Raw genomic sequence first — 14,196 nt, 5'->3', positions numbered from 1 at the left:
CCTTCTGCACCCTGCCAGTGAACAATAGGAGCAAACCATGACGGATCACGGTCACAGTCCGCAGGAAATCGCCGACCGGATCAACGCTCCGCCCGGGCGCGGTGTGTTGCGCGACGTTGTGTATGGCGGCATTGATGGTTCCGTCACCACGTTTGCCATTGTCGCCGGTGTCGCGGGCGCGGGCCTATCCCCGTTTGTTATCGTGGCACTTGGTTTGGCAAACGTTCTGGCGGACGGGTTTTCAATGGCCGCAGGCAATTACTCGGGGACTAAGGCCGAACTGGACAACATACGGCGCATTCGGGCGATCGAGGAACGCCACATCGCACTCTACCCCGACGGCGAGCGCGAGGAGGTCCGTGAAATTCTGTCGCAAAAAGGGTTGTCAGGGGAAATTCTGAACGAAGCCACCGCCGCGATCACGTCGAGCCACGAACATTGGGTCAACCTGATGATCGAGGGTGAATATGGGCTGGGCAGTGTCGACCCGCATCCGATGAAAGCCGCGTTGGCCACGTTTTTCGCGTTCCTTGTGGCCGGAATGATCCCGCTGTTGCCGTTTTTGGCATCGGTGGAGAACGCTTTTGAGATGTCGGTCTGGATGACGATGGGGGTCTTCTTTGCGATTGGTGCGTTCAAAAGCCGGTGGTCGTTGGCGCCCTGGTGGCGGTCAGGTATCGAAACGCTGTTGATCGGTGGTCTGGCGGCACTGATCGCGTATCTCGTCGGGTCTCTGTTCCATCCATAAATGTCGCAGCACGGTGGTCGCGACTGGTCAAAACTTCCCGGATAGGTAGAGTGGCGCAAAACAGGTGCAAAGGCCGATGGCAGATCACGAGCTTTCTGGAAAGAACGTATTGGTTCTGGGTGCTTATGGGTTCATCGGCACCGCCGTCACGCGGGCATTGTCGGCCGCGGGTGCCACAGTTCAGGGCATGGGGCGCAATCTTGCCCAAGGGGCAAAGGTCCTGCCGGGGGTTTTTCTGAAACAGGGCGATATGCGCGATCTGTTGCACAAGGACGATTGGCAGGACCTGCTGGCAGACGTCGATGTCGTGGTGAATTGCGCAGGGGCTTTGCAGGATAACGCGCAGGACAACCTTGAAGCGGTGCACCATATGGCGGTCGCAGCCCTTGCAGGGGCCTGCGCGGCAGGTGGCATAAGCGTTGTTCAGATTTCGGCCATCGGAGCAGAGCCGGACGCCAGCACGCATTTCCTGCGCAGCAAGGCACGCGGAGATGCCGCTTTGCGCGCATCGGGCGTAACACTTTGGATCCTAAAGCCGGGGCTTGTTATCGGGCAAACGGATTATGGGGGAACGGCGTTGCTGCGAATGCTGGCGTCTGTTCCTTTTGTTCAACCGCTGGCTTACCCCGATACACCCGTTCAATGCATCGGGATGCCCGATCTGTGTGACGTGGTGATTGCTGCCGTTGCCAGTCGCCTACCTCAGGGTAACTACGATCTGGTCGAGGATACCCCGCATAGTTTGTCGGACGTGGTGCGCTGCACGCGGCAGTGGCTGGGGTTTCCCGCTGCGCGCTTCCATCTGGTCCTGCCGCCTGTCCTGACAAAAGCCGTTGCGGCCATGGCGGATTGTCTGGCCCTGTTGGGTTGGCGGTCTCCGCTGCGCAGCACGGCGATGACGGTCATGGCGGATGGCGTGATCGGCGACCCTGGCCCCTATCGTGCAGCGGCCGGGCGCGGAAATGCCGCCTTGCCTGAGGTTTATGCCATGCTGCCTTGCGCGCGCGAGCATCGGTTGACCGCGCGGATGACGCTGTTGATGCCGCTGATCGTTGCAACACTCAGCCTGTTCTGGTTGCTGTCGGGCCTGTTTGGGCTGGCGGGTTTGTCTACGGCTTCTGGTATGCTGGTCGAAGCGGGGTGGTCATCCGCCTTGGCGGTGACCAGCGTTGTGTTCTGGTCCCTGATCGACATAGCACTTGGTCTGGCCATCCTGTGGCGCCGATGGGCGGCGCGGGCATGTATGGCGCAGTTGACTGTGGCCATATTCTACCTGATTGCCGCTTCGGTCACGATGCCGGACTTGTGGTTGGACCCGCTGGGGCCGCTGGTGAAAATCCTGCCCGCGATGATCCTGTCGCTTGTGGCGTTGCCCTTGTTTGAGAGCCGATGATGGACCCTGAACTGATCTTGCGATGGCTGCATGTCATCGGTGCATGTGTGCTGCTGGGAACAGGGGCAGGGATCGCCTTTTTCATGCTGATGGCGCACCGGACAAACGACCCGCGCGTCATCGCCCATACGGCGGGTATCGTGGTGCTTGCCGACCTTCTGTTCACCACGACTGCTGTCATCCTGCAACCAGTGACCGGAGCGCTGCTTGCCTGGCAGATCGGGTGGCAATTGGGCGAAGGATGGATTGTGTTGTCTCTGGTGCTTTATGTTTTGACGGGCCTGTTCTGGTTGCCGGTGGTTTGGGTCCAAATCCGGTTGCGGGACCACGCGCGAACGGCGGCAGAGCAGGGAACGCAACTGCCACCGGAGTATTACCGCTTGTTTCGGTTCTGGTTCGCCTGCGGGGTTCCGGCGTTTCTGGCGGTTTTGACCATCCTTTGGCTGATGATCGCTCGCCCGGCGATTTCTGTGCTTTAGACTTTCTCACGGCTTTCCTGACTGTTGCTGACCGACAGCACAAGATAGCTTGGCCGAAATTACGGATCGGAGAGACTCGGTTGGAAACGCTGCTTGTTCTTATTGGCCTGGTTGTTCTGGCCATCCCGGTGACATTGATTGCACTTCTGGTCGGACATTCCCGATTGCGTCGCCGTGTCGAACAACTGGAAGCGCAGATCAATGCGTTGGTGTCGGGCGATGTACCGGCATCGCTTCAACCGGAACAGGAGGCACCTTCACCGCAACCTGTGGCAGAGGAACAGGTTCACAGCCCGGGGCCGTGGGCCGCGCCAAAGCGACAGGAAGACGAAAGCGCCGAAGATGTAGACACCGACGCCGCTACTCCTGCAATTGTATTTCGCCATGACAGGTTTGCTGCGCTGGGCGCGTGGCTGCGTGAGAACTGGTTTTACGCGGTCTCGGCCCTGTCGCTGGCATTGGCCGGAATTTTCCTCGTGCAATATGGCGTTGAGAACGGATTGTTACCTCCGACGGTCCGCGTTTTCGCCGCGCTTGGTTTCGGCTCGGCTTTGATTGTCGGGGGCGAGGTTCTGCGCCGCAGGTTCGGGGATGACGAAGCGGTGGCCACTGCCTATTTGCCATCGGTCTTTTCCGGGGCCGGCCTTGTCACCTTGTTTGGGGCAATCCTGTCTGCGCGGCAGCTCTATGGCTTGATCGGGGCCGAGACGGCATTGGCAGGGATGGTCGTTGTCGCGCTTGTTGGGCTTGTTCTGGGGTGGTTCCACGGCCCGCTGCTGGCTGCGGTTGGACTGATCGGAGCTTTTGCAGCACCCTTTCTGGTTGGAGGCGCATCTGACGATCCATCGTGGCTCTATGCCTATTTTCTCTTGGTTGCCGTTTTGGGGCTGGGTATCGACACGGTGCGGCGCTGGGCGTGGATTTCGGTTCTGACGTTGGTCGGGATATATGCGGCAAACCTGCTTTTGGTCAGTGGCGCTCCGTATACGGAACCGGGATATCTGGTCGCGACAACAGTGCTCGCACTTCTGGCGACGGCCATTCCGGTGCGGCGCGTTTGGCCCGATCATGCAGGGCGCATGATGTCTCAGGTGATCCGCAACCCCGGAACCCGCCCGTGGCCCGAGTTTCCAACTCGGCTCGCCGCCGGAGCTATTGCGGCCAGTGCCGCGATCCTGTCCTGGCATTGGGCAGACTCAGCGGCTGAATTCTGGTTGGGTGTCTGCCTGCTGTCCGTCCTGCTTCTGGCGCTGCTTTTGTGCGCCAAGGATGCGCCTGCGTTACAGGATCTGACCGTCCTGCCTGCGGCGGGCCTTGTGTTTTTTGTGGCCTCTCACGGGCTGGAATACGGAGTAGTTCTTCGCAGTTTCACCGACACCTATGCCGAGACGCCCGAGGCCGACTTTCCGATGGCAGCCACCGCGCTGGTTGCTTTGGGCGCGCTCATGTCGATTTTGATGGCATGGCGGTCATTCAGGGCAAACCAGTATCGTGCAATCTGGGCCGGGGGCGCTGTAATTCTTGCACCGGCGCTGGCCATCGCTTTGGAATTGGGCTGGCGTCCTGCCACGGTTATCGGTGCGTACGCCTGGGCCCTGCACGCGATTGTCCTGGCAATTCTGATGGTGGTTCTGGCCGGGAGTTTTGGTCGCGCCGATGGCGACGACCGGATGCGGGCTGCTCTGGCCACGTTGTCGGCGTTGTCTTGTCTGGTCTTTGCTTGCGTCATCGTGCTCAGCTCGGCCGCGCTGACGATTGCGCTGGTGGCCAGCATCGTCGCAGCAGCAGCCTTGGATCGCAGGTTCACCTTGCCGCAGATGAGTTGGTTTATCTGGGCCGGTGTCTTTACGGTCACGGTGCGCTTGGTGCTTGACCCGGGTCTGGACTGGGCCAATGCGGCCCCGGTGCCCGAAATGGCGATGGTCTATGGTGCGGCCACGTTGGGTTTCGTGGCTGGCTGGTGGCTGTTGCGTCCCTTGCAGCGGCCGGTTGCAGCACTGTTGCTGGAAAGCGCGGCATGGGCGACGGGCGGCATCCTGCTGTCCCTGTTGCTACTGCGGTGGCTTGAAGGTTTCGGAGAAGGCGGGGCCGACAACAGCCATTGGGGTCTTGGCCTGCTGGCGGTCATCTGGCTGCTGCTGGCCTTCGCTCAGGTTCAGAGGTTTGGGCTGGGTGGCAAACTGAATTATGCACGGTACGTGTTGGCGGCGTTCTTTGCCGGTCATGGCGTGTTCCGACTGACCCTGGCTTTGACCGACCAAAACCCGCTTCTGAACCCCAACGCCGACCCGGTGCTTGGCCCACCGGTTCTGAACACTCTTGTCCTTGCCTATCTGGTGCCTGCACTGACCATCGGATTCTCGGCATGGCGGATCAGGGACATGCCAAAGCAGATCAGGCTGGCAAGCTATGCCATTGCGGGTGCGTTGGTTGCCGTGTGGTTCGGGTTGACCATCCGCCATTTCTGGCAGGGCGCAGCAGGCATGTTTGAAGGCAACGGCGTCACGCAGCCCGAGCTTTATACATATACCCTTGTTCTGCTGCTGGTCGGGGCGGCGCTGTTCTACCAATCTCTGGCACGTGGTTCGGATGCGATGCGCAAGGCGGGGCTGGTGGTGATAGGGCTGGCTGTGGCCAAGGTCTTTCTGATCGATATTGCTGGTCTGGGCGGGCTGATCCGCGTGTTCTCACTGCTGGCGCTGGGGCTTGGGCTGGCCGGTCTGGCATGGTTGAATCGCTGGGCCAAGCTGCGCCATTCGCCGCATGGGCCGGAACCTCTGGACCATTGAAGGCAGGCGTCTTATAAGCGCGGCCATGTATGACCGGACGGCCATCATTATTCGAATTATATCCCCGGCGCTCTGACCCTCTGAGACGCCGGGCAAAGGTGTTTGAGAATTCGCACCGACCGCTTCGATCCTAGTACGACCAGATCATCCAAAGGACGCTCAAAATGTGCGCCGACACGACCCAAACACCTGACTATAAAGACACGCTGAACCTGCCCAAAACCGATTTTCCCATGCGCGCGGGCCTGCCTGCACGCGAACCCGCATGGCTGGAGCGGTGGGAGACCATCGGTGTCTATGACCGCCTGCGCGAGAAAACGGGGCGCAAACCCTTTACTCTGCACGACGGCCCCCCCTATGCGAACGGCCACCTGCATATCGGCCACGCGCTGAACAAGACGATCAAGGACATGATCGTGCGTTCCCATCAGATGATGGGCTTTGACGCGCGTTACGTGCCCGGTTGGGACTGCCACGGCCTGCCGATCGAATGGAAGATCGAAGAACAGTACCGCAAGAAGGGCAAGAACAAGGACGAGGTGAACATCGTCGATTTCCGTCAGGAATGCCGCAAGTTCGCCGAAGGCTGGATCGACATCCAGCGGGAAGAGTTCAAGCGCCTGGGCATCACCGGCAACTGGCCTGATCCCTACATCACGATGGACTTCCATGCCGAGGCCGTAATTGCCGACGAGTTCATGAAATTCCTGATGAACGGCACGCTGTATCAGGGCTCGAAACCCGTGATGTGGTCGCCCATCGAGAAGACAGCGCTGGCCGAGGCCGAGGTCGAGTATCACGACAAGGAAAGCTTTACCATCTGGGTGAAGTTCAAGGTCGTGAACGCGGGTGATCTGGATGATGCGTTCGTCGTAATCTGGACCACCACTCCCTGGACTATGCCGTCGAACAAGGCGGTCGTGTATGGCAAAGACATCTCCTACGGCCTGTACGAAGTCACCGGCGTGCCGGACGAGTGTTGGGCTAATATTGGCGACAAGTTCCTGCTGGCTGACAATCTGGCTGCAGATGTATTGGGTCGTGCCCGTTTGAACGATGATCAGTGGACTCGCGTGCGAGACGTGACCGCAGAAGAACTGGAAAGCCTTAGTTTATCTCACCCGCTGGCCGGTGCCGAAGGAGGCAATGGCGAATGGGACGACATCCGCGATTTTCGCGCTGCTGAGTTTGTGACCGATACCGAAGGGACCGGCTTTGTTCACTGTGCACCGTCACATGGTATGGAGGAATTCGAACTCTACCGCGATTTGGGCATGTTGGAGCAGGTCATCACTTACAACGTGATGGATGATGGTTCGTTCCGCGCTGATCTGCCGTTCTTTGGTGGCAAATACATCCTGTCCCGCAAGGGTGGTGAGGGTGACGCGAACAAAGCTGTCATCGACAAGCTGGCCGAGGTTGGCGGGCTGCTGGCGCGCGGCAAGATCAAGCACAGCTATCCGCATTCGTGGCGCTCCAAGGCTCCGATCATCTACCGCAACACGCCGCAGTGGTTTGCATCCGTTGACCGCAACCTGGATGACGGCATGGGTGAGATGGGCGACAGCATCCGCGAACGTGCCCTGCGCTCGATCGACGAACTGGTCAAATGGACGCCGCAGACGGGGCGCAACCGCCTCTATTCGATGATCGAAGCGCGTCCGGACTGGGTTCTGTCGCGCCAGCGTGCCTGGGGCGTGCCGCTGACCTGTTTCACCAAGAAAGGTGCCTTGCCCACCGACGCGGATTACCTGCTGCGCAACGCAGACCTGAACGCGCGCATCAAGGCGGCGTTTGAGAAAGATGGCGCGGATATCTGGTACACCGACGGGTTCAAAGAGAAAATCCTCGACGGCATCGCCAACCCCGATGACTACGATCAGGTGTTTGACGTGCTGGATGTGTGGTTCGATTCTGGTTCCACTCACGCCTTTGTTTTGCGCGACCGCGAAGATGGGACCGAGGACGGCATCGCCGACGTCTACATGGAAGGCACCGACCAGCACCGTGGTTGGTTCCATTCGTCCATGCTGCAGGCTTGCGGTACCAAGGGCCGTGCGCCATATCGGAATGTCGTCACCCACGGCTTCACGCTGGATGCCAAGGGCAACAAGATGTCCAAATCGCTGGGTAACACCATCGTACCGGAAGAGGTCGTCAAGCAGTACGGCGCCGATATCCTGCGCCTTTGGGTGGCTCAGACCGACTATACCGCCGATCAACGGATCGGGCCGGAGATCCTGAAAGGCACTGCCGACAGCTATCGCCGTCTGCGCAACACCATGCGGTTCATGCTGGGCTCGCTGGCGGATTTCACCGAGGCGGATCGGGTTGCGCCCGAGGATATGCCGCGTCTGGAACGCTGGGTGCTCAGCCGGCTGGCGGAATTGGATGAGCAGGTGCGCAAGGGTTATGCGTCTTTCGATTTCCAGGGCGTATTCAGCGCGGTCTTTACCTTTGCCACGGTTGATCTGTCGTCCTTCTATTTCGACGTTCGCAAGGATGCTCTTTATTGTGACGGCGACACGCCGCGCCGTCGTGCTGCGCGGACGGTGTTGGATATCCTGTTCCATCGTCTGACCACGTGGCTGGCGCCGGTTCTGGTTTTCACTATGGAAGAGGTCTGGCTGGAGCGCTTTCCGGGCGACGATAGCTCAATCCACTTGGTCGACTTCCCGGAAACGCCTGCGGATTGGCGTTTCGCCGAACTGGAAGAGGCCGTTGCCAAAGTGCGCCGTGTACGCCGTGCAGTGACAGCTGCGCTTGAGATCCAGCGGCAGGACAAGGTGATCGGCTCCAGCCTTGAAGCGGCACCGATTGTGCATGTTGAGGACAGTGAAACCCTTGATCTGCTGGCGACCTTTGACGTGGACGATCTGTGCATCACGTCAGGCCTGACCGTGACCGGCGACCCGGCCCCGGCCGAAGCATTCCGCGTACCCGAAATCGAAGGCATTGCCGTCGTGTTCGAGAAGGCCGAAGGCGAGAAATGTCAGCGCTGTTGGAAAATCCTTCCGGACGTGGGCCGCCACGCCCATGTCGGAGTTTGCCGACGCTGCGATGAGGCGCTAAGCTGATTGAAACCGCCCTCTCGATCCTTCGAGGGGGCGTTTTTCGTTTCACGTCTGCGCGGATTGCGGTGTCGGATTAAACAGGTCAAAGCCTATGGCTGAGTCCTTCAGGGCCTTCCAAACCTGATAATCCGTGAAATATCCGGTGTGACCACCGGGCTCGACCGGAATGTTGCGGTTTGCGGAAATCAGCCCGCCTTCAATCTCGGTCCCTACAAAGTCATCCTGCCTGAAGATGTTGAACCATGCGGCGTTCAGGTTTTTGGGAACGACTGTAAACATCTCGGGAAAATAGCGCTGATAGATATGGGTCACAGGACAGCCCATCGTAATCAGCGTCACGTTGCGCCCGTTGATAAGCTTTTGCACGCGTGGATCAGCCAGCATTTGCGTGGCAATCACGGTGCCTTGTGAATGTGAGATCACCGTGATGTGGTCCGCGGCAAAGATATCCACCACATAATGCAGTGCACGATAAAATCGTTCATCAATCGCCTTGCGATCCGGATAATTGCGCAGCCTCGTTTTCAGGTCCGCTTTCAGTAAACACTTGTCGCGAATGGCATAGGTGACAATGTCCCGTGCCACACCCAGCCCTGCTGCGACGAAATCGGAAAAGCGGTACATCAATGCTGTTGCACCCAGGACGATCAGGCCAATCTCGCCCTGTTTGCTTGCCAGTTTGTTCAAAACCCGGCCAATCAGGTTGCAATTGTCCGTTCCGATCTGACACAGGGGATCGACGTGCTGGCTCAACGCGATTTCTCGGATAGTGACCATCGCCAGTACGATTGCACCGAACAAAAAGACCCATTGTGCAAAACGATTGAGGATGGCGCGGCTGATCAGCCCGTCGCGGATATGCAGGTTTGCCTTCAGCCCTCTGCGACCGGCAAACAGGCCAACACCGACAAACGCAAGCAGGACAATTGCCGCGAAGGCAACACTGAGTGTTTCGATGGAGTCACTGAGGAAATTGTCAAAAAGACCGGTCAGTTTTCCATCTGACAGCCCCGGAACCGTGTCGAGCATTTCCCGCAGCATTAGCCACAACCCGGATATAAAGAACATCCAGAACACCAACATGCCTGCACATATGCTGGGGTACAGCCGCCTGTGTTCTTTCAGATTGTCTGCCTGAACCTTTTCATCAAGGCTGGTCGCAGAAAGCACGTACAAAATGATTGTCATGAAGATCAGCGAAGCCCAGAAAAACGCGAGCAGGTAGACCTGAAAGGCCACAAACTGCTCTAGCGCCGAAGGGCAAACCGGGCTGTCCGGCAAGGGTGTGCAGGCTCGGATTTCCAGACCAAGCGGACCAATGATCAGGCAGATCAGCAGCAAAAACCCTATCCCGAAAATGCCGCGCCAGAATACGCGTCTTAGATAAGTCGGGGCTGCAAAGCTGCGCCTTAGTCCGTATGCGGCCCCTCCGGCGTAAAGCGTGAACAAGAGCCAGAACAGCAGGATCGTGCTTTGAAAGAAGATCCCGGGAACGCGATCAACCATAACGGCTATGGCACCGATCAGAAGATAGGCATTCAGGGTCGCAACTGCGCCGAAGAAAACCCAGGTAAAAAGGTGAACCAGCCGCGCGGGAAAAGTGTTCCTGCCGTTGGCTTGGTCCGAGGCCACATCCGCGCGGCTATGCGTTTGTTCGGCATTGTCCATGGCCAGATAACCCAGCGCAAGAACAACCCAGATCAGGTCCAATGCTGTCTTAATGGCTCCTTTCGGGGCGGGTGAGCGGTCGGCCCAGAAAACCTCGGCAAACATGGCCTCGTCCTGCGGTACTGACGGTTTCGTCACCTTGCGCAGGTTGACCGGGAACAGTTTCGCGCTTCGGGGGGTGCCGTCGAAGGTTGTTTCGGCCAGCTCGATCATCCCACGCTGAACCTCAATCGGGGGTTCGGGATTGCCATCCAGCCAGGTTGTCGCGGCCCCGACGACCTGATCGACGGTCTCACCGGGTATTTGTTCGCCAATTCCGTGAACCGTCAGGATCAAATGACGACCCATCTCATGCTCCAAATCTCTTTTTGACAATGCGGCTAGGCTAACATGATTGCCGCAACTCGCAAAATCCGCGCGTCGCGCTGCCCCATGGCTTCGCCACTTGAACTTGGAGGATTGATCTGAAACCGTCAGCCCATGGCGATGATTGCAGTTGATACTCAGTTCGGAAGACTTGGGATCGAGGAAACGGATGGTGCCCTCACGCGGCTGGTCTGGGACGGTCAGGACGACGGCGAACCAACAGCTCTGCTGCGCGAGGCGGCGGCGCAGCTGATGGCCTATGACGCTGGACGACTTGACCGCTTCGATCTGCCCTACCGCATCCATGGATCGCAGTTTCAAAGGCGGGTCTGTGATCTTATGTATGCCATTCCTCTTGGGGAAACGCGCACCTACGGGGATATCGCCAAGGCGCTGGGACAACCGGCGCAACCGGTCGGTCAGGCCTGTGGGGCAAACCCGATTCCCGTTATTATTCCCTGCCACCGGGTACTGGCTGCCAATGGGCTGGGCGGGTTTTCGGGGTGCGGCGGGATCGAGACAAAGGTTGCACTGCTACGGCATGAACGGGCGGCGGGTCTTTTGATCTGAGCCTCGAAATTCGGTTGCAATCCGGTTCTGGGAAGCACAACTTATATCAGTTGCTGAATTTGAAGGATCGCATTGAATGAGCACCGAAAAAGATCGCGCAGCCCAGAAGAAGGCCATTATCGACCGGTTGATGTCGCTTGAGGCAGAGGAGCTTGCAACGGCGCAGGCCCATTACGATGCATTTCTGAAGGATGCCCAACTGGATGACCGGGAAGGCCACGACAAGGATGACATAGCCGCATCGCGCGAAAATGCCGATCTGGCAGCTGCATTTGACGCGCCTGTTCATGCGCATCATGCCAAAATCGATGTGATCGAGAATACCGATTTTGGTCTGACAGATACAGTCAGGCCGGGATCGGTGATCAAGTTCAACAACCGCAGCTTTGTCGTCTGCGTTTCGACGACCCGGTTCGAGGTGGGTGGAGATACATATATGGGGATCTCGACACAAAGCCCGATCTACCTAGCCATGGCCGGTCTGAAAGCGGGCGACGTCTTTACCCATAACGGTACTGAATTTGAGGTTCAGGACGTTCTTTAAATCCGGTCCGGCAGCGCTCGTGTCAGGTACGGCGCTGCGGAACAACCTGTTGTGCGATACCCGCAAATGTCAGGTACAGGCTGGCGAGGACCAGACCCCAGTGGGCCCAGCTTTCGGGATGAAAATCGACCCATGCGGCCCAGCCCGCAAAGAACGTCCACGCAAGGGCGACCGGCAAGGTCAGACTGCGCCAACGCTCGGTGCGCACGGGGTGAACGAATTTCAAAGGCAGAAACATCGCAAGCGACAACAGAGTGACCAGCAGCAGGATGATCCAGAAATTGGGCTCCAACGCGAAGATCACGACAACGAACATGTTCCAGCATCCGGGAAAGCCTGAAAAGGAATTGTCCTTGGTTTTCATGCGAGTGTCCGCGAAATACATCGCGCTGGCGAAGGTGATGACGATGATAGCGAACCAGCCGGTCCATCCATCCATCAATCCGGACTTGAACAACGCAAAGGCCGGGATGAACACATAGGTCAGATAATCGATGATCAGATCCAGCAAGACGCCGTCAAACTCGGGTGCGTTTTTCTTGACGTGATAGTGCCGCGCCAACGGGCCATCGATGCCATCAACAACGAAGGATACGACCAGCCAAAGGTACATGAGGCTCCATTTCTCTTCCACGGCGGCCAGCATGGCCAGCATTGCGAAGACGGCGCCCGTGGCAGTGAAGAGATGTACGGCAAGAGCTTTGAATCTGAGTGTCATGCTAGGGTCATGACCGATGCACGCCAGAGATGCAAACCAAAAGCCCGAGGTTTCTGTTCAATGTGTCAGTCACGCCTTTGGATGCGCACGGTTGTAGACTTCCATAAGCCGTGCAGTATCCACGGCGGTATAGGTCTGTGTGGTTGACAATGAGGCGTGCCCCAACAGTTCCTGAATGGCCCGCAGATCTCCTCCTGCGGACAACAGATGGGTGGCAAAGCTGTGTCTCATGGCATGAGGTGTGGCGGTTGAAGGTAGCCCCAGTTGCATCCGTGCCTTGGCCATGACGCCTTGAATCGCGCGCGGGTTCAGCGGGCCGCCACGAGCGCCCCGGAACAAGGCTGCGTCCTTCGCTTGCGGGTGGGGGCAAAGCTGAAGATATCGGTCAACCGCGTCTCGGGCAGCTGGAAGAACCGGAACGATCCGTTCCTTGTCGCCCTTCCCGACAATGCGCAACGTCTCGGGCAGGGGCGCGTCTGCACCGGTCAGGGATAAGGCCTCGGATATCCGCAGACCACATCCATAAAGCAACGTGACAACCGCAACATCGCGGGCCGCAACCCAGTCGGACACAGATTGCAGCTCGACCGTGTCAATCATGGCGCGCGCGGCGTCTTCGGCCAGAGGGCGGGGCAGTTTCTTGGTGAATTTGGGCGCGCGGGTCGACAAAACGGCGGTGGGTTCAAATCCCTCTCGCTCGGCCAGCCAACGATAGAAGCTTTTGACGGCGGACAGTTTGCGCGCAAGGGATCGCGCGCTGATATCCCCGCTGCGCTGATCCGCCATCCAGGCGCGCATATCCGACACGGTGATCCGTTCCAGCGCCTTCAGCCCCTGCCGTTCCCCGTGATGAAGGGTCATGAAAGACAGAAACTCGGTGACATCGCCGCGATAGGCGGTTTGCGTGTTTTGCGACCGCCCCGCCAGCGCGCCCAGAGTGTCCAGCCAGTGCTGGAGCGCGTCGCGGCAAGCGGGTGAGATCAGGTTCACGACAGCCAGTGGCGCATCGAGCGTTCGAATACGCCGGAAAAGAAGGTGAGAAGATCGGTGCCGAGTTGCGGTGTGAAATGCCGCGGATCGCGGGCCCCCATGACGATCATGCCCGGCAGGCGACCCGGACCGAGGTCCAGTTTCAGGCAGGCTTCTGAGCGCAACTGATCCGCCAGCGCGCCGAAAACACGTCGGTTCGGCTGATGAGTTTCGCGCAAGGTCACGTCGCGGACAGGGCCGCCGCGACCATTGGTCAGGTATTGGTTGATGAAGCCGGGCTCTGCGATCGTCAGAACGCCTCCAAGCCTGTCGATGGCAGGATCGTTCTGAGCCACGGTGGTTTCCAGAACCAGCGTGATATGGTCAACCCGCAGGATATTTGCGACATCGGCGCCAAGGGCACGCAGGAAATCCTCGAATTCGACGGGTTCCAGCAAGCGCAAAATCGCGCGGTGTACCTGATTGGTGCCTGCAAGGTTTTCATAGGCCGCAGCGATGACCGAGCGGTGGGTATCTTCCAACCGGTCCAGCCGCGCCTCGAGCCGCTGCATGGCAATGCCGCGCAGATCGATCACATTATCACCCCGGGCGCGTTCGTTCGCGGCCACAAGGGCTTGCATCAGGTCCTTGTCGTCCAGAACGACGTCGGGCTCGGCCAGAATTGCCGCGCGGAGATTATCCTCGAGTTTGGGATTGCTGCTCATGTCCTGTCCGGTCTTTTTTTGTTGGGCGGGTTATAGCATGCCGAACCGGATTTGCCTTGGGAAAAATGCACGCAAGAGTGGATTTCCCCGGATGCTGTGGCGGATAGGCTCCCGCCTGCCACGCCTGATCACAGATCAGGCTTTGGGCCGTTG

Annotated in this window: 11 protein-coding genes; 7 read left to right on the top strand and 4 right to left on the bottom strand. The window is 58.7% G+C overall.

Annotation, left to right across the window (positions count from 1 at the left end):
• The first annotated feature begins 37 nt into the window (after nucleotides 1-37).
• The 5 genes from ACR0AP_RS12980 (at nucleotide 38) to ileS (ending at nucleotide 8,486) form a co-directional block, all read left to right on the top strand.
• Nucleotides 38-748 (top strand): VIT1/CCC1 transporter family protein, encoded by a 711-nt coding sequence (locus tag ACR0AP_RS12980; protein ID WP_267367744.1) that lies wholly within the window; start codon nucleotides 38-40, stop codon nucleotides 746-748.
• A gap of 76 nt (nucleotides 749-824) precedes the next feature.
• Nucleotides 825-2,141 (top strand): SDR family oxidoreductase, encoded by a 1,317-nt coding sequence (locus ACR0AP_RS12975; protein WP_480507058.1) that lies wholly within the window; start codon nucleotides 825-827, stop codon nucleotides 2,139-2,141.
• Nucleotides 2,141-2,620, top strand: a complete 480-nt coding sequence (locus tag ACR0AP_RS12970; RefSeq protein ID WP_480507130.1) for a DUF2269 family protein — start codon at nucleotides 2,141-2,143, stop codon at nucleotides 2,618-2,620. The genes ACR0AP_RS12975 and ACR0AP_RS12970 overlap by 1 nt, the downstream gene beginning before the upstream one ends.
• An 80-nt stretch (nucleotides 2,621-2,700) precedes the next feature.
• Nucleotides 2,701-5,409 carry a DUF2339 domain-containing protein gene (locus ACR0AP_RS12965; protein ID WP_480507057.1) on the top strand — a complete coding sequence of 903 codons (2,709 nt, stop codon included), beginning with the start codon at nucleotides 2,701-2,703 and terminating at the stop codon, nucleotides 5,407-5,409.
• Nucleotides 5,410-5,573: 164 nt separating this feature from the next.
• Nucleotides 5,574-8,486 carry an isoleucine--tRNA ligase gene (ileS, locus tag ACR0AP_RS12960; protein ID WP_480507056.1) on the top strand — a complete coding sequence of 971 codons (2,913 nt, stop codon included), beginning with the start codon at nucleotides 5,574-5,576 and terminating at the stop codon, nucleotides 8,484-8,486.
• Between the two features lie 42 nt (nucleotides 8,487-8,528).
• On the opposite strand, the gene ACR0AP_RS12955 is transcribed toward ileS, so the two are convergent.
• Nucleotides 8,529-10,499, bottom strand: coding sequence for a hypothetical protein (locus ACR0AP_RS12955; RefSeq protein WP_480507055.1), 1,971 nt, complete (start codon nucleotides 10,497-10,499; stop codon nucleotides 8,529-8,531).
• Nucleotides 10,500-10,631: 132 nt separating this feature from the next.
• Here ACR0AP_RS12955 and ACR0AP_RS12950 point away from each other — a divergent pair, with 132 nt between their 5' ends.
• Entirely contained in the window at nucleotides 10,632-11,087 is a 456-nt protein-coding gene (locus tag ACR0AP_RS12950; protein ID WP_480507054.1) for a methylated-DNA--[protein]-cysteine S-methyltransferase, read from the top strand.
• Nucleotides 11,088-11,163: 76 nt separating this feature from the next.
• Complete coding sequence (locus ACR0AP_RS12945; RefSeq protein WP_480507053.1) at nucleotides 11,164-11,631, top strand: hypothetical protein; 468 nt, start codon at nucleotides 11,164-11,166, stop codon at nucleotides 11,629-11,631.
• 22 nt (nucleotides 11,632-11,653) lie between these two features.
• Here the strand turns inward: ACR0AP_RS12945 and ACR0AP_RS12940 are convergent, their stop codons facing one another.
• The 3 genes from ACR0AP_RS12940 to ACR0AP_RS12930 all read right to left on the bottom strand — a co-directional run bounded on the left by ACR0AP_RS12940 (nucleotide 11,654) and on the right by ACR0AP_RS12930 (nucleotide 14,043).
• A complete protein-coding gene (locus ACR0AP_RS12940; RefSeq protein WP_209598201.1) occupies nucleotides 11,654-12,349 on the bottom strand; it encodes a CDP-alcohol phosphatidyltransferase family protein in 696 nt (231 codons plus the stop codon).
• 69 nt (nucleotides 12,350-12,418) lie between these two features.
• Entirely contained in the window at nucleotides 12,419-13,339 is a 921-nt protein-coding gene (locus ACR0AP_RS12935) for a tyrosine recombinase XerC (protein ID WP_480507052.1), read from the bottom strand.
• Complete coding sequence (locus ACR0AP_RS12930) at nucleotides 13,336-14,043, bottom strand: DUF484 family protein (protein ID WP_480483979.1); 708 nt, start codon at nucleotides 14,041-14,043, stop codon at nucleotides 13,336-13,338. The genes ACR0AP_RS12935 and ACR0AP_RS12930 overlap by 4 nt, the downstream gene beginning before the upstream one ends.
• Nucleotides 14,044-14,196 lie beyond the last annotated feature (153 nt).

The organism is Ruegeria sp. AF7 (genome assembly GCF_056541885.1).
Note: the sequence above shows the minus strand (reverse complement) of the source record. Positions and strands in the feature narration are given on the sequence as shown.